This is a genomic window from Halomonas citrativorans (genome assembly GCF_014898005.1).
In the GTDB taxonomy this organism is placed as follows: domain Bacteria; phylum Pseudomonadota; class Gammaproteobacteria; order Pseudomonadales; family Halomonadaceae; genus Vreelandella; species Vreelandella citrativorans.
On sequence record NZ_JABUYX010000023.1, the window covers coordinates 1 to 15,473 of the forward strand.

The following is a 15,473-nucleotide window of genomic DNA, read 5'->3' on the forward strand; positions in this document are numbered from 1 at the left end:
GGTTAGCTCAAAGCGGCCTGCAGGGCTTTTCATGGTCTTGGGAGAGCCCCCGTTTTTGCGGTTGGGCGTCTCTTGATTGTCGAGATGCGCGTCGAGCTCCGCCTGCATGGCAGCCTCGGTCAACTGCTTGATGAGCGGCGTCAGAATGCCCTCCTTGCCGGTGAGATCTTTCCCTTCTCGCAGGGCTTTCAGCGCCGCGTCCATGTCAAATGTTGCTTGTGTCATACATCACCTCTTTCCTCTTAGGGTAGAAGTGACACAGAATTCTGAACACTACCCATGTCGCTTTAGGACACTCCAAGCGGGCTTTCCAGGTCGCTTACGCTGCGTCTGCGGCACGTGAAGCTGCGGCTTCAAGCGGCAGCAGCACCGCCGCCGTCCTATCTACTTCTGAACTTGGCGATTTAGGAGAAAAGCTTATTAATGCCCAGTTCTCTCAGCGTCAGGAAAATGAAGCTGATGACTATGCCATTGAGCTTCTACAGGAGCATAATATGGATGCTGAGGCCTCAATCACTGCGCTGCGCAAACTTGAAGCCAAATATGGTAATAATAGTAGCTTCTTTTCTAGCCACCCAGCCGCTGGCGATCGTGCGAGTCGCTTAGAAACCACGCTTAATTAAGCAATCGTTTATTTACTCCTGCCAGATAGCCACGATGCTGATGGCAGGAGTACTGCTTTATGATGTATAACACCTCAATTAAAAAATCGTTTAATCAACTCGCATACCGATCTAAAAAACCAACACGACTTAATAATTGACATTCTCTTCACATTTAATGCTTTATATTAATTTATAAAATTTCAGTATCATATATTTAAAAAGCACTTTCACACTACTTTACTGCTCCTCTCTTACTATTCCTCCAACTGCGTCAAATAAGTATCCTGCAGAATATACATGCGCTTTACATCGCGGTATTTGCCATTGATAAAGAACTCCTGAACCAAGTGTCCTTCTTCGATAAACCCGCTCTCTTCGTAAAGGTGGATTGCTTTGACATTTTCCACTGCCACAATTAAAAACACCTTATGAATATTTAAAATAGTAAAGGAATAATGCAAGGCTTGACGGATCAGTGAGCGAGCAAAGCCTTTTCCTTGATGGTCTGGCGTAATAATGATTTGAAATTCAGCGCTACGATGGATGTAGTCGATTTCAATCAGCTCCACCAACCCAATAGCCACACCGGCACTATCTTCGGCTACAAAGCGTCGCTCGGCATTGTCATGAATATGCTTATTATAAAGCTCTTCTAGCTCATCAAACGACTCGTATGGCTCCTCAAACCAGTAAGACATAATGCTTTGATTATTATTTAACTCATGCACGAAACGTAGGTCACTACGTTCCAGCGCACGTAAAAAAAGTAGATGGCTCATGGATACTGCTCTCATCGTGTAGTGGTTATTGACTGTCGTAATAACTCAAATAGCCACAACGTGGTTTAAACATGGCGTTTAAAAGAAAATAGCTCGGCTAAAGGATGCTCTTTCCCCTCAATTAACGCACGCAATAATTTTGCGCCGATCATGCTGTAGCTAATGCCGTTGCCGCCATAAGCCATGGCAAAATGCACGTTGGGTCCATGGGCATCGTGAGGGCCAAAATAAGGCAGTCCGTCGCTTGTTTCAGCAAACGTGCCCGCCCAGCTAAAAGTAGGATTAATTGTTAATGACGGCCAAAGTGCCTTTACCTTATCAGCCAGCCCTTGGGCTTTTTCCAGTACCCGGTCATCGCGGCGATTGGGGATATCCTGCTCGTCATCATCCCCACCCACCAGCAGGCGCCCATTTTGAGTGGTACGCAGATAAAGATACGGCCGCGCCGATTCCCAGACTAGCGTATGTTGTAGCTCACCCAGCATTTCAGGCGTCAGCGGGTCGGTAATAAACGCATAGCTGCTGCGATTTTTCGCCACGGGTTCAGGCAGCCACGCCTGGGACTCATAGCCTGCAGCAACCACTACCTGCTGACAGGTGAGCGTTGCGCCATTAGTTAGCGTAAGCGCTATATGCTGGTCATGCTGGGTCATGCGCTCAACCTGGGTACGGTCATACACCTCGCTGTCCCGTGTGGCTATCTTGCTAAACAGCTGATAGGCCATTCGATAAGGATCCATGCTTGCCGCAAGCTCCGTTAAAATAGCCCCAGGCGCGTCGAAACCATAGCGTTCTATAAGCGCTGCTCGCTCCAGCCAGCTGGCCTCAAAGCCGTTTTTATTACGTAGCAGCAGCTCCGCTTTTAAAGATGCGACGTCGTCTTCGTTGCTTGCAAAATAGAGGCTTTTTTGGCGCTCAAACTCTACGTCTTCCAGCCCAAGCGCCAAGGCCTCAAGCTCAAGAATCGACTCGGCACAGGCGCGATAGGCAAGTACCGCATTCGCCTCACCGTAACGCTCGGCAAGCTCGCTCATATGAGTATCAATTTCATACTGCAACAGCGCGGTACTCGCCGCCGTACTCCCCCAGCCGATGTCTCGACGCTCGAGTACCACCACGTGGTGGCCATGCTGACTTAGCTCATTGGCAATCAGTGCTCCGGTAATCCCGCCACCAATCACCGCTACGTCACATTGATGGTCATGGGTTAGCTGTGGGAAAGTAGCCAACAAACCATTTTTTACTGCCCAAAACGGATAGCCGCTTTTAAGATCCATCTTCTTCCCTTTACAGAGTGTGGTATCGATAGCTTTAACAATAGTTGCTTGTCGTAGAAATCACTTATTTATAAAAGGAACATTTCATGATTGATTTACGTAGCGATACGGTAACTCGCCCGTCCCCGGCCATGCTGGAAGCCATGATGAGTGCACAGGTAGGCGACGATGTTTGGGGTGATGACCCGACGGTAAATGCGTTTCAGAAAAACCTGGCAGCGATCACCGGCAAGCAGGCGGCGCTGCTTTTCCCCAGCGGCACACAGAGCAATCTAGTCGGCCTGATGGCCCACTGCGAACGCGGTGATGAGTATATCGTGGGCCAATCCGCTCACACCTATCGTTACGAGGGGGGTGGCGCCGCCGTGCTGGGCAGCATTCAGCCGCAGCCCATTGAGAACGCCAGCGACGGCAGCCTACCACTGGAAAAAATCAGCGCGGCGATTAAAGCCGATGATTTTCACTTTGCCCGCACGCGCCTTTTAACACTGGAAAACACCATTGGCGGCAAGGTGCTGCCTGAAGATTACGTGCGCCAGGCAACCGAATTTGCCCGCTCGCGCGGTTTATCAACGCATCTGGATGGCGCACGCCTGTTTAACGCCGCGGTGGCGTCTCAAGCGTCGTTGGAACAGCTTTGCACGCCGTTCGACAGTGTCTCACTATGCTTTTCAAAAGGAATGGGAACGCCCATTGGCTCTGCCCTGGTAGGCTCTCAGGCGTTTATCGAACGCGCCCGGCGCTGGCGCAAAGTTGTGGGTGGCGGTATGCGCCAGGCAGGAATTATTGCGGCGGCATGCCAGTATGCTTTGGATCATCATATGGATGACTTGGCAAAAGATCATCAGCGTGCCACACGTTTAGCACAAGGTTTGGCCGCGCTACCGGGCGTCGAGATTACCTCTCAAGCCACCAATATGGTGTTTGTAAGCATTCCAGACGAACACGTAGCGCCTCTTTCAACCTGGCTTAAAGGGCACGGCATTTTAATTGAGCTTTTATATGCCACGCGCCTTGTCGTTCACCGTGATATTGACGATGCCGATATCGATAAAGTGCTTGAGGTGATGGAGGCGTATTTTAAACAGCAGTAGGTGGCTGATCACTTAGAGTAGCGAGGCTTGTAAAACAAAATCCTTGCCCCCTTAAACCATGATATTTCAGCCTCACTTACCCGCTTACCCGCTTACCTGGGCCACTGCATCGCGGCTGGCCGCTTCTCGCTGCTCACCGGTAAGCTCTACCAACTGCCCCTGGCGCATTTCCAGCAGGCGGTCAGCTTGATCGAAGTAGTGATCGTCATGGCTGATGACGACTACTGTCTTTCCCAGCGCCTTAAGCTTCGGCAATAGCTCACGGTAAAAAACGCGGCGGAATTGGGGGTCTTGGTCGGCGGCCCACTCGTCAAGCAGCAGCAGGTCGCGTTGTTCAGCGACTGCCAGCAGCATCGCCAGACGCTTGCGCTGCCCCTGAGAGAGATTGATATTGGTGATACGGCCGCCGTCGAAATCGAGTTTGCTATGCATGCCCAGTGCGGCAAGCCACTCTTCCATCAGCGCCGGGTCAGGTGACTCGCCAGCTGGCCCCATCAGGCGGTCAAACAGATGCAGGTCGGTGTAAATCGCCGAGAAGTGCTGGCGATAGCGCGTCCAGTCGTCCTCCTCCAGCGGCCTTCCATCAACCTGTACACAGCCGCTTTGGGGCTGATAAAGCCCGGTAAGCAGCCTCGCCAACGTCGATTTTCCACTGCCGTTACCGCCGATCAGGAACACCACCTCGCCTCGTCTCAAGGTCAGGTCGATAGGGCCGATAGCAAAGCCCGGCCGGGATTCTTCATCTGGATAACGATAACTAACTTGCTTCAGGATCAGCGCTTGCCAGTCATGACGCAACGCAGAGTGCCCGAATGCCTCACGATGCTCGGCCAAGTCTAAACTGCTGATCTTTTCGAATGCCACACGAGCGTTAATCAGCGTCGGAAAAGCACCGATCGCTTGGATAAGCGGCGCGCGTAAAAACAGCAGCGTAAGTGAAAAGGTAGTGGCGACCTGTACCGATGCCCATCCCAAACCGTTGGCCAAAAAGAACGCCACACCAATGGCCCCGAGCATCATGATGTTGAACCAGTTCACCGCGCTTAGATGGTAGGTATCTCCAAGAATAAAATGGCGCCGACAATCCTTTGCGTTAGGCGTATAGACATCTCGATACAGCCATTCGGCGCGGTCGCGGTTGAGCGCCAGCTCTTTGCGCCCCTCAATAACCGCCTGATAATCCGCATAGAGACGATCCTGTATCTCGCGAAGTTTGGCCATATGCCCATAGACACGAGCCACCAGGCGTATGCCAATTAAAACCGTCACGATCACCCAAAGCGCGGTGACGCCCAGCATGGTAGGCGAAAGCCATGCCAAGTAAAGCGTAGCACCTACCGTCAGCACCCCGCCCTGCACCAGTTCCGGCAAGCGTATAAACGCAACGGTCACTGAGCTTACGTCGGTGGAGAGACTCGCTAACAAACGCGCACTGCCAATCTGCTCGGCGCGCTCAATGCTGGTATCCAGTATTCGCTTAACCAACTGCCCCCGCAGCCGGTAGACGAAATGATGGCCCAGCGTGGTCAGCGCCAATTGTGACGCCAGGGTAATAACCAGTAATAATGCTATCAGCCCCAGAAACTCAGGCAGAATGCGCCAGGGGTCGGCGAACGAGCCCAGCAATCGTTGATTAATAAAAGCGATGACACCAATACCCAGGCCAGCGCTTGTCAAACTAAGAAGCACTACACCGACAAACGGCCAGCGGTAATCACGCCATACAATCCTCAATAGCTCCATGCAATAGATCTCCTGGCGATTCAAAAGGTGGGATGGCGCACCGCTAGCGCTGGCGCTTAGCCGGACGATTTTCAGGTTTCAGCGGGCAGCCGCCGCACAGTGGCTCCCCAGGTAACCGATACTTGATACAGCACAGCCGCCGCACGCGAGCAGGCGTTTCTCCGCCGAGTTCCAGGTAGCGCACCGGCTGGTAAAGCGTGTTGCGCCGCCCGTTTGCTAATGTCTGGGTAGCAAGATAATCCAGCAGTGGCTCACCAGCGCCGATAAACGCAGGATGCTGTGAGCAGGTTCTGCCCACAAATTCCACATAATGGCCGAGATTGCTCCAGAACACCTTGGCAGAAAGCCCAGAGACCTCGGCCAGCGCGTCAATAAGCGGCGCACAGTGGTCATCGAATAGACGGCTGAAGCGCGCCTGGAGTGCGTTAGAAGCCAACGGTTCGCCACCGTGAGGCAGCCAGACACGCGTTGTCAGGCCGTGATCATCCAATGCCAGCCGTAACTCATCCCCACCCACCGGCAAGTCGTAGCCCAACAACAAATTGGCCACCAGAGTCGGAATTGAGACGCTGCCGAAATGAAATTTCGACCACAGCGAAGCGACTGCCAGAAAGTCGGCATCGTCACCGTGGTATCGGCGATAACGGGCCAACTGCGCGTTTAGCACCTCCCGATCCAGCAGTTCCGAGGCTCCCAGCGTAGGAACATCAGGCCGACCAAAGCAGGGCGCTTTTAAGTTATTCAACGGCGGCTGACGGTAGAGCGCCAGCAACGCGTCTGCTGGGTTCACGACCGATAGCGCACTCGCTGCCTCTCTCATAGCCGCCGCAGCCCCCACATGAAGTAGGCACCGCCAATCAACGAAGCAACCAATCCTGCAGGAATCTCATAGGGAAAAATAATCTGACGCCCCACCCAATCGGCCAGCACCATCAGCAGCATACCGATTAACGCCGCTCCCAGCAGATGCTGTCTAGCCTTGGAGAAGCCCACCAAACGCGCCATATGCGGTGCCAGCAGGCCAATAAACGAAAGCGGCCCCACCACCAACGTGGCACAGGCGGTTAGCAGCGCCACCAATAACAGCAGGGCCAAACGGGCCCGATTGAGCGACACTCCAAGAGCCTTCGCCGTTGGTGCGCCTAATGGCAGGATATCCAGCCAGCGAGTGAAGGGCAGCGTAACCAACGCCAGCACGGCTGCAATACCCCCTACGACTATCGCATTGGTAACATCCACGTAATACGTAGAACCCGCAAGCCAAGCAATCACCTGCTGACCTCTAGGGTCGCCACCCGCCAGCATCACGCTGCGCACTGCATCAAACAGAGCACTGACCGCCACCCCGGTAAGCAGCAAACGTTCGGGGAGATAACCACTCTTGCGATTAATACCCACCAACACCAGCAGCGTCGCGAAAGCCCCTAGGGTACCCACGACAATCAACATCATATTGGTGGGTGCAGGTAGCAGGAAAATTCCCAGTATCAGCGCAATGGCACAGCCACCGCTAATCCCTAATACTTCGGGACTGGCCATCGGGTTAGCGGAAAGGCGCTGAAGAATCGTGCCCGCAATTGCCAACATTAACCCACTAGCCGCGGCCGCCATCACGCGGGGCATGCGCCACTGCATGACATTCCAGTTATTGGGCGCCAGCCAATACCAGCCGTCTACGCCCTGCCCAAACAGCAAGCCAAGAACCGTTGCACCCAGTAACGCCAGCAGTAATCCGGTGGCTAAACGTGACGGCGCAGGATGACGATGTGCAAAAACCCCGGCCCCTTTCGGCGGCTGGTCGCCCTGAAGTTTTAGGCGTGGAATCAGCCACATTAAAAGAGGTGCTCCCAAAGCACCGGTAATCGCCCCGGTGGGAATAAAGGCTGCAGCCATACCAGAGAACTGCTGCAGCAACAGATCAGTGGTGGCCAACAACACGGCTCCCAACAACGTCGACCAAAGCAACCTCGCACCTAAGCGTCGCGCGCCGACCATGCGTACAATATTGGGCGCTGCCAGGCCGATAAAGCCGATGATGCCCACCACGCTAACAATGCTGCCGGTAATAAATACCGCCAACCCCATTCCTGCAAAGCGTAAATAGGCAAGTGAGACGCCCAGGCTCTTGGCGCTCGCATCATCAAGTTCCAGCACCGCCAAAGGGCGCAGCAAAAACCACGCGGCCACGCAGCTAATCGCCAGCCGGGGCCAGAGTACCGCAACCCCGTCCCAACCATTTTGCGCCAGCGATCCCGCGCCCCAGATAAGTAGTCCCGAGAGCGCCTCGTGGTTAAACAATAACAGTGCCGTAGAGAGCGCCCCCAAGTACAGATTGACCACCAAGCCCGCCAGCACCACCACGATCGGCGCCAACCCACGCCGCCAGGAGAGCAGAAACACTAATCCAACCGCTAGCGCACCGCCCAATAAGGCGACCCATTCGCGCCCGGCGACAAGCAGCCCCGGCGCCAGCAAGGTGGCGGTCATCAACGCCAGGTTAGCGCCCGATGCCACCCCTAGGGTGGTGGGCGAAGCCAACGGGTTGCGCAGCACCTGCTGCATGAGCACGCCTGCCAACCCCAAGCCGCCCCCAGCGAGCAGGGCGATAGAGAGGCGCGGCCACCAAGCGTAGTAAAGCAGCAGCTCGTCAACGTTCTCAAAAGAAGGGGCTACTAATGCCTGTAAGCCCCGTGCAAAACCGCCTTGGCCTTGCAGCTCCACCCAAAACAGCACCACCATTGGCAGACTAAGCAATAAGCAGGCTTTAGCGGGCGACATCGTCCCCATTCTCTGGGCAAATTGTCCGGCGCCTAACATAGCGAATACTCTTTTTTGTTAGACGAACATAACGCCATGCGGGGCGCGATAAGCAACAGCGTCATTTTATTAGCCTTAAAAGTATCTGAAAGTAGGTAATGGAATGATTAATAAGGATTCTAAATGATAACGATTAGCACTACAATTGGCGCCTTTATTAAAGGAGACAGTTACCATGGCGGCCAAGCAAAGCTACCAGCTTTTTGATATCACTCTCGCTCGGCGTACCCAGGTCAGCGCCTCGTTAGTTAAATTCACATTTACTGGCCCTGATGTCCGTCAAATGGCGACCTACGCACCAGATCAACGCGTCAAGCTGTTCTTTCCTGAAGGCGGCGGCAATCTCGACCCGTTGTTCGAGATTGCCAAGCTGGAAGAGCACGATTGGTACGGCGCCTACCGTGCATTGCCGGATAACCACCGCCCCTCTGCGCGCACCTACACCATTCGCGCCCTACGCTCAGAGCAGGCTGAGGTGGATATAGAGTTTGTACTCCATGGCGATAACGGCCCTGCATCGCGCTGGGCAATGTACGCCCGTCCAGGTGATCGCCTTGCCATGACGGCCCCAGCCGCCAATGCGGAAGGTCCAAAACAGGGTTACGAGTGGAAGCCACCCCAAGGTGTGCGCCGTATTCTTATCATCGCTGATGAAACCGCTCTTCCCGCCGCGGCAGGCATTCTGGAAACCCTTGATGGCTTACCCCTAAAACCCAAGGTCGAAGCCCTTCTCGAAGTCCCCCATAGAGATGATGTCCAGCCGCTTCCCCAAGCCGCCAAGCTGCACTGGCTGGCCCGCGATGCCGAGCCCGGATGCCAGCATGGTGAGCTACTGATGAGAGCGCTGCGCGATATCGATTTGCAGCAAGAGATTGTTGCACTAGGGGGCACTCCTTTAACCGCGAGCAGCGGCTGCGAGAATGAAGGCAGTGAAGGAGCACCCAGCCATGATGAACTAGACCAGGATGAAAATGCCCCGCTCTGGGAACCCGCCACCCTGGACGACAGTGCACCCTTCTACACCTGGATCGCCGCTGAAACCAAGGTCGCCATGAAGCTGCGTCGCTATTTGGTCAACGAGTGTGGGCTCCCTAAGCAGTACGTTACCAGCATGGGCTACTGGCGCCAGGGCAAAGCCAATGGTTAAGGGAATGGCAAACAACACGACATTGAGCAATGACCACATAAGTTCATCAGCTCATGCGTCTTTGCGCTGGCGAGACAGCCCAAACCGCTATGGGCGGGTCAGCCGGGCACTGCATTGGCTAACCGCAGCCCTAGTCACACTGCAATTTACCGTTTTGTTGGCGTGGCGAGGAATAGGCGAAAGCAGTATCACGCTTCTCTTAGCGAGTATCGGGCCCCACGGTTCATTAGGCTTTCTAATGCTGACCGTCACCCTGGCCCGGCTTGGCTGGGCATGGCTTAACCGCAAGCAGCGCCCGCCACAAGCGCCAGGGCTGGGTGGGCACATGGCGCGCGTCGTCCATGTCACATTTTATGGGCTGTTATTGTGGCTGCCCGCTTTCGCTATTTTGCGCCAATATGGGCGCGGCGGAGCGCTGCGCTTTTATGGCCTGGAACTACTACCAGAAGCCGAGCGCGACATCATCTGGATGATCGCCCCCGCCGATCTTCTCCACGGCCCGCTCTCATGGCTACTATTAGGATTAGTCATCGGCCACATCGCGATAGCGCTGATTCACCGCTTTTGGCTCAAGGATAAGGTTTTGGCACGTATGGCTGGCTCAAATGACCGGTGAGTGGGCCGCTTTCGGCTCTCTGACAGCCTCAGGCACGGCAGCCAACAACTTACCGCTTTCTAGCCGCACCAACCGATCCGCGAGGTGGAAATAGCGGTCATCGTGGGTGATGACCAGCACTGCCTTGCCCATGCGTTTTAGCTCGGGCAATACCTCGCAGTAAAACACCTCTTTGAATAACGGATCCTGATCCGCCGCCCACTCGTCAAACACCAAGAAAGGCCGATCCTCAAGGTAGGCCACGACAAGCGCCAAGCGCTTACGTTGCCCCTGAGAGAGTGCTTGGGTGGTGAACGCACCGTTTTCAACCCGCACCTTGTGCTGCAGGTGCAACTTGGCCAGCAGGCGATTACCCTCCTCGTCCAAGCCTTCCCGCGGCGCTTCTAACAGGCGCTCAAAGAGATGGAAGTCCGAGAACACCACCGAGAAGAGCTGCCGGTAGGCATCCCAACTATCCGCCTCGACACGTTCGCCATTGAGCAACACCTCGCCACCTTCCGGCGGGTAAAGCCCCACTACCACTTTGGCCAGCGTGGTCTTACCGCTACCGTTGCCCCCCACCAGAAACACCACTTCCCCCGGCGTAAAGCTCAGATCAATCGGCCCCAACTCAAAGAAGTCATCGCTCTGCTCGTGGTAGTACTGATGGGTGACTTCGCGCAACTCAAGATGCTGCAAAGCAGGCACCTGGGTAGTCTGGGTAGTCGCTTGTCTCTCCTGCCCCTGGGGCATCTCGCGTGTGATGTCATCAATTCGACTAGCAGCTACCCGCGCCATATTGATCCGCGGGATATTGATCAGCAAGCCTTCAAGGGGGGTCACCATAAACACAAACACCAGGGCAAATCCGGTCATTACCTGGGTTTGGTTAGGCCCATCGCCCGCCAACACAAACAGCACCAGACCGATAAAGGCGTACATCAGGAACTGCCCCCAACTGGTCGAGATCACGAACAGCGACATGCCATAGGTACGCAGCCGCCGCACGCCTTCAACCGACTCCCCCAATATCTGATCCATAAAGACCCGGCTCTTGCGTTGGTGTAGCCGCAACTCTTTTGCACCATCGGTCAGCGCGCGGAAATGTCCAAACAAGCGATCCTGCTCTGACGAGGCATCCTGGAGGTAATGAATAGCGCGTAAGTGCACCAGATGGTAGCCGACAGCGCCCAGCCCAATCACCCCAAGTGCAAATAAAAACACCTGCCATGAGAGCATTGCCAGGTAGCCCAAGCACCCCACCACGATAACCGTATTGGTCAAAATCACCGGCAAGCTAACGAACAGTACCGCCACATTGTTGCTGTGCTCGGTGAGCGCCGACTGGATCCGCGCGCTACCAACACGCTCGAACCGAGCAAAGGGGGTCTCGGCCACGCACTGGGCGACAAAACTGCGCAACTCGGCCAGAGCACGCTGCCCCAACCGCTCAAACAGCGCCGTCGACACCATCCGACAGACCATTAGGGCCACAGCAATCCCCGCGAAGCCCCAAGCCGCACTGGCACGGCTAGCGGCATCGCTGTTTAGCGCTGTATTAATTTGAGCAATCAGCAGCACGCTGAAAAGCCCCGAGAGAATACTGGCCAGGGCAGCGGCGGTCATCAGCCCGCGGGTTCGACGAAACAGATAGGAAAGCACATTCACCTCGTTGGAAAGCGATTGAAAACCGGCAGCTACCTCTAAAGACGAATCACTCCCGCAAAAAGTTAATCAATTTTCATGTAAACAAGCCTCATTCTCATTCGTCCTTAGATAAGGAAGTCAGTAATGCCGCCCGTGGCAGGTAATTTTTACGGCTGCTTTTTCTTTGATTTTTCGATTCGTTTTTGTGATTCGTTCTTATTGATAGGAGCTTTGCGGTGTCCAGTTCTGTCCAGGCACAAACACAGGTAGACGTACCCTATGAAAGCCCCGCGGTGGCCTCGCTGCTCTCACGCCCTGAGGGGTGCACCTATCAAGTTACCTATGAGGTAACCACGCAGACACTTTATGTGGAAGGACATCAAGAGCGTCTTGAGTGGTCATTAGTAGACGATAACAGCACCTTGATGCTGCAATGGTCACAGCGTTCAGCACCGCCTCTCCCGGCATTACTTGCTGCTATCGAAGGGGCTTTTGCCTTTCACTCAGGTACTGTAGCGCTTCACTTGCAGCTCCCCTCGGCTTTACATACTACTCTATGTGCCAATGGAATCGCGGTAAAAGATCCCCATGGCAAACTCTGGGCCTACGCGGAGCTATTCTGGCAGTTGCCAACCCTTTGGCTCACCTCCCCCTCCATGCGTCCCTACCCGCAACAGCCCATTTTGGAGAGTGGAAAGCGCCATCTACGCCGCCCGCCGCGCCCCAGTGGAACAGTCTATCAACGCCATATTCCCTGGCTGAATGCCACTCTGAGTTTTCGCGCACTTGACCTGGAGCTTGACCTAGAGCGCTTCAACCGCTGGATGAATGACCCAGTTGTCGCCCACTTCTGGGAAGAACAGGGTGCTCTGCAACAGCACCGCGAGCGGCTGGAAAGCACGTTGCAAAATCCCAGTGTGGTACCGCTGATCGGCTGTATTGACGGCAAACCCTTCGGCTACTTCGAGACCTATTGGGCCAAGGAGGATCGTATCGGCGCTTATTACGCTGCCGGTGACTTTGATCGCGGCTGGCACGTACTGATCGGCGAAGCCGCTTTTCGCGGGCGGCCTTATGTCGCCGCCTGGATGCCCTCTATCTCGCACTACCTGTTCCTCGACGACTGCCGCACTCAGCGCTTGGTGATTGAACCCCGCGTGGATAACGCCAAGATGCTGCGCAACCTTGCCCAGTGCGGTTATGCCCATGTTAAGGCGTTCGACTTTCCCCACAAGCGGGCCATGCTCGGCATGCAGCTACGCGAACACTTTTTCAACGAGCGCTGCTGGGTTCCACTGCCGCCTCACCCTGGGTCAGCGCCACGACCCGATGCACGCTTCACCCCATAAACACGTCAGCCACGAGGACTCTTATGCATATTCACGACTTGATCGGCATCGGCTTCGGCCCCTCCAATATTGCCCTAGCCATTGCGCTTGACGAGCAACACCAGGCAGGGCAAGCGCGGGATGCCTTGTTTATTGAGCGCCAGCCTTGCTTTGCCTGGCACCCGCATATGCTGCTGGAAAATGCCCATATGCAAATCTCTTTTCTCAAAGACCTAGTCACTCCGCGTAACCCAGGCAGCCGTTTCAGCTTTCTCAATTACCTCCACAGCAAAGGCCGCCTGCAGGACTTTATCAACCTACAAACCTTCTTCCCCAGCCGCCATGAGTTCAATGACTACCTAAGCTGGACTGCCAGCCACTTTGAACATCAGTGCGCCTATGGAGAGGATGTGTTTGAAGTATTGCCCGAAACTGATAATGACGAGGTCGCCTACCTCCGCGTGCGTTCACGGGATGCGAGTGGTGCGGTGCATGAAAGGCTCACTCGCTCGCTAGTGATCAGTGTGGGTGGCGCGCCCAATGTGCCTGAATGCTTCGCCGGGCTAAAAGACGACCCGCGGGTCTTCCACTCCAGCCACTACCTTCGTGAGCTGGCGAAGCAAGACGTTCCCAAACGCATCGCTGTGATTGGTGCAGGCCAGAGCGCCGCTGAGATATTCCTTGACTTACACGGCCGTGAAGGCATTCAGGTGGATCTTATTAGCCGGGCGTGGGCCTTTAAACCCTCCGATGATAGCCCCTTCGTCAACGAGATTTTCAACCCCGAATACACCGACTACGTATTCAACAATCCCACCGGCCAGCGGGAAGCGCTGCTGCAGGAGTACAAAAGCACCAACTACTCAGCCCCTGACTTGGCGCTGATTCAGGAGATTTACGATGTGTTCTATCAGCAAAAAGTAACCGGCCAGGCCCGCCACCGCTTCCGCCGTCGCCATGAGGTGATTGGCAGCGAAGCAACTACCGAAGGCGTTGAGCTACTTGTGCGAGATTTGGAGAGCGGTCACACAGAGCCCACCCGCTACGACGCAGTAGTGTTAGCCACCGGCTATGTACGCGACACTCATAAACGGCTGCTGGCCCCAATAGCTGAGTTCTTGCCGGAATTTGCCGTTAACCGCAGCTATCAGCTCTATACCAAACCTTCGTTCAAACCGGCTATTTTCTTGCAGGGCTGTTGCGAACCCACCCATGGCTTGAGCGATACCCTGCTGTCTATTTTGGCGGCACGGACAAGTGAGATTTGTGAAGTGCTTGATGAGGCACTATCAACAGCCCATTCAGATACCCCAGCTCCATCACTGGTAGCCACAGACTAATAGCCCATCAAAGCATGGTCGCTCTCTCAGGGCGACCCCAAATACTGAGACTTACACCCATGATGTCCCTACATCCTGATATCGCCGCTTTCTTAGACCTGGTCGCCGATAGCGGCAACCCACCTTTCCACTCGCTCTCACCACAACAAGCACGCGCTGCTTACGAAGCATCATCACAGATGCTTGATGAGCCAATTTCTAACGACGCAACATCATTGAGTATCACCTGCCGAGATGGATACCATCTTGAACTACGCCACTACCAAGGCAAAGAGGCTTTATCACCCACCTTGCTCTACTTCCATGGCGGCGGCTACCTATTAGGCAGCCTGGATTCTCATGATTCGCTCTGCCAAAGCATCGCCCAGGCGACTGGCTACACAGTGCTTGCCGTCGACTATCGCTTGGCCCCCGAGCACAAGTTTCCGACGGCGTTTCACGATGCTGAAGATGCCTATTGCTGGCTGCTGAAGCATGGAGAAGCGATGGGCATCGATACCTCACGTATCGCCGTCGGTGGTGACAGTGTAGGAGGCACTCTCGCCACGGCCCTTTGCATGTCAGCACGCGATAATGGTTGGCACCTTCCACGCTGCCAGATCCTACTCTACCCCTGCACCAGTGCCTGGCAGGACAGCGAGTCTCATCGTCGATACGCACAAGGCTACCTGCTGGAAGCAGACACCCTGCAATGGATGTTTGGCCACTATCTAAATAGCGATGAGGAACGCCACGATTGGCGTTTTGCGCCATTGGAGGCTGCAGAACTCAAAAACCTACCACCTGCGTTTATTGCCCTAGCTGAACATGACCCCCTGATCGATGAAGGCATCGCCTACGTGAACCGTTTACAGGAAGCGAACGTGGATACCCAGCTGATCATATACCCCGGCATGGTGCACGACTTCGCACGCCTGGGCAGCATTACGCCCGACGCTACCGGTCAGGTGCGCGCGGATATCGCAAAGGCGCTACAGCAGCATTTTACCAACCATCCCACACAGTAGATGTGGTGGCAGTCCAATAAGGCCTTCATATGACGCCATTCACTGCCACGTACCACTTTGGGCAACAGAGTGTTGCATGCCAATACAAACTAAG

The 15,473-nt window shown here is 54.8% G+C and carries 13 protein-coding genes and 1 pseudogene; 7 read left to right on the forward strand and 7 right to left on the reverse strand.

Translation table 11 applies throughout. The features are described from left to right. Window positions 1-225: pseudogene (locus INT20_RS15160) on the reverse strand (IS256 family transposase); the annotation flags it as partial. Between the two features lie 41 nt (window positions 226-266). Between INT20_RS15160 and INT20_RS15165 the strand changes: the two are divergent. Beyond that, window positions 267-623, forward strand: a complete 357-nt coding sequence (locus INT20_RS15165) for a M48 family metalloprotease (protein ID WP_226912202.1) — start codon at window positions 267-269, stop codon at window positions 621-623. A gap of 236 nt (window positions 624-859) precedes the next feature. Here the strand turns inward: INT20_RS15165 and speG are convergent, their stop codons facing one another. Continuing rightward, on the reverse strand, window positions 860-1,384 hold the full coding sequence (gene speG / locus INT20_RS15170; RefSeq protein ID WP_192539509.1) for a spermidine N1-acetyltransferase: 525 nt from the start codon (window positions 1,382-1,384) through the stop codon (window positions 860-862). A gap of 65 nt (window positions 1,385-1,449) precedes the next feature. Continuing rightward, a complete protein-coding gene (locus INT20_RS15175; RefSeq protein ID WP_192539508.1) occupies window positions 1,450-2,661 on the reverse strand; it encodes an NAD(P)/FAD-dependent oxidoreductase in 1,212 nt (403 codons plus the stop codon). Window positions 2,662-2,747: 86 nt separating this feature from the next. Between INT20_RS15175 and ltaE the strand changes: the two genes are divergently transcribed. Continuing rightward, entirely contained in the window at window positions 2,748-3,755 is a 1,008-nt protein-coding gene (ltaE, locus tag INT20_RS15180) for a low-specificity L-threonine aldolase (RefSeq protein ID WP_192539507.1), read from the forward strand. 84 nt (window positions 3,756-3,839) lie between these two features. Here the strand turns inward: ltaE and INT20_RS15185 are convergent, their stop codons facing one another. The 3 genes from INT20_RS15185 to fhuB are packed head-to-tail and all read right to left on the reverse strand — an operon-like array spanning window position 3,840 to window position 8,315. Next, the gene (locus INT20_RS15185) at window positions 3,840-5,498 is read right to left on the reverse strand and encodes a multidrug ABC transporter permease/ATP-binding protein (RefSeq protein ID WP_192539506.1); all 1,659 of its coding nucleotides are present in this window, start codon (window positions 5,496-5,498) and stop codon (window positions 3,840-3,842) included. Window positions 5,499-5,541: 43 nt separating this feature from the next. Continuing rightward, window positions 5,542-6,288 carry a siderophore-iron reductase FhuF gene (gene fhuF, locus INT20_RS15190; protein ID WP_319643861.1) on the reverse strand — a complete coding sequence of 249 codons (747 nt, stop codon included), beginning with the start codon at window positions 6,286-6,288 and terminating at the stop codon, window positions 5,542-5,544. Window positions 6,289-6,314: 26 nt separating this feature from the next. Next, on the reverse strand, window positions 6,315-8,315 hold the full coding sequence (fhuB, locus tag INT20_RS15195) for a Fe(3+)-hydroxamate ABC transporter permease FhuB (RefSeq protein ID WP_193057211.1): 2,001 nt from the start codon (window positions 8,313-8,315) through the stop codon (window positions 6,315-6,317). 175 nt (window positions 8,316-8,490) lie between these two features. Between fhuB and INT20_RS15200 the strand changes: the two genes are divergently transcribed. Next, on the forward strand, window positions 8,491-9,462 hold the full coding sequence (locus tag INT20_RS15200; RefSeq protein ID WP_192539503.1) for a siderophore-interacting protein: 972 nt from the start codon (window positions 8,491-8,493) through the stop codon (window positions 9,460-9,462). A gap of 4 nt (window positions 9,463-9,466) precedes the next feature. Continuing rightward, window positions 9,467-10,078 (forward strand): cytochrome b, encoded by a 612-nt coding sequence (locus tag INT20_RS15205; protein ID WP_225736306.1) that lies wholly within the window; start codon window positions 9,467-9,469, stop codon window positions 10,076-10,078. Here INT20_RS15205 and INT20_RS15210 read toward each other — a convergent pair. Then, window positions 10,064-11,719: a cyclic peptide export ABC transporter gene (locus tag INT20_RS15210; RefSeq protein ID WP_193057212.1), complete on the reverse strand. Its 1,656-nt coding sequence runs from the start codon at window positions 11,717-11,719 to the stop codon at window positions 10,064-10,066. The genes INT20_RS15205 and INT20_RS15210 overlap by 15 nt on opposite strands. 221 nt (window positions 11,720-11,940) lie before the next feature. Here INT20_RS15210 and INT20_RS15215 point away from each other — a divergent pair, with 221 nt between their 5' ends. Genes INT20_RS15215 through INT20_RS15225 form a run of 3 tightly spaced genes read left to right on the forward strand, consistent with a single transcriptional unit; the run spans window position 11,941 to window position 15,379 of the window. Then, complete coding sequence (locus INT20_RS15215; protein ID WP_319022076.1) at window positions 11,941-13,053, forward strand: GNAT family N-acetyltransferase; 1,113 nt, start codon at window positions 11,941-11,943, stop codon at window positions 13,051-13,053. Window positions 13,054-13,076: 23 nt separating this feature from the next. Beyond that, window positions 13,077-14,372 carry a lysine N(6)-hydroxylase/L-ornithine N(5)-oxygenase family protein gene (locus INT20_RS15220; protein WP_193057213.1) on the forward strand — a complete coding sequence of 432 codons (1,296 nt, stop codon included), beginning with the start codon at window positions 13,077-13,079 and terminating at the stop codon, window positions 14,370-14,372. A gap of 59 nt (window positions 14,373-14,431) precedes the next feature. Next, window positions 14,432-15,379, forward strand: a complete 948-nt coding sequence (locus tag INT20_RS15225; protein WP_226912197.1) for an alpha/beta hydrolase — start codon at window positions 14,432-14,434, stop codon at window positions 15,377-15,379. Window positions 15,380-15,473 lie beyond the last annotated feature (94 nt).

Excerpts from the sequence above, each read along its gene's own strand:
- INT20_RS15220 (WP_193057213.1), top strand. The coding sequence starts at position 13,077 with ATGCATATTCACGACTTGATCGGCATCGGCTTCGGCCCCTCCAATATT.
- INT20_RS15225 (WP_226912197.1), top strand. The coding sequence starts at position 14,432 with ATGATGTCCCTACATCCTGATATCGCCGCTTTCTTAGACCTGGTCGCC.
- fhuB (WP_193057211.1), bottom strand. The coding sequence starts at position 8,315 with ATGTTAGGCGCCGGACAATTTGCCCAGAGAATGGGGACGATGTCGCCC.
- INT20_RS15175 (WP_192539508.1), bottom strand. The coding sequence starts at position 2,661 with ATGGATCTTAAAAGCGGCTATCCGTTTTGGGCAGTAAAAAATGGTTTG.
- INT20_RS15200 (WP_192539503.1), top strand. The coding sequence starts at position 8,491 with ATGGCGGCCAAGCAAAGCTACCAGCTTTTTGATATCACTCTCGCTCGG.
- INT20_RS15205 (WP_225736306.1), top strand. The coding sequence starts at position 9,467 with ATGGCAAACAACACGACATTGAGCAATGACCACATAAGTTCATCAGCT.
- ltaE (WP_192539507.1), top strand. The coding sequence starts at position 2,748 with ATGATTGATTTACGTAGCGATACGGTAACTCGCCCGTCCCCGGCCATG.
- INT20_RS15185 (WP_192539506.1), bottom strand. The coding sequence starts at position 5,498 with ATGGAGCTATTGAGGATTGTATGGCGTGATTACCGCTGGCCGTTTGTC.
- speG (WP_192539509.1), bottom strand. The coding sequence starts at position 1,384 with ATGAGCCATCTACTTTTTTTACGTGCGCTGGAACGTAGTGACCTACGT.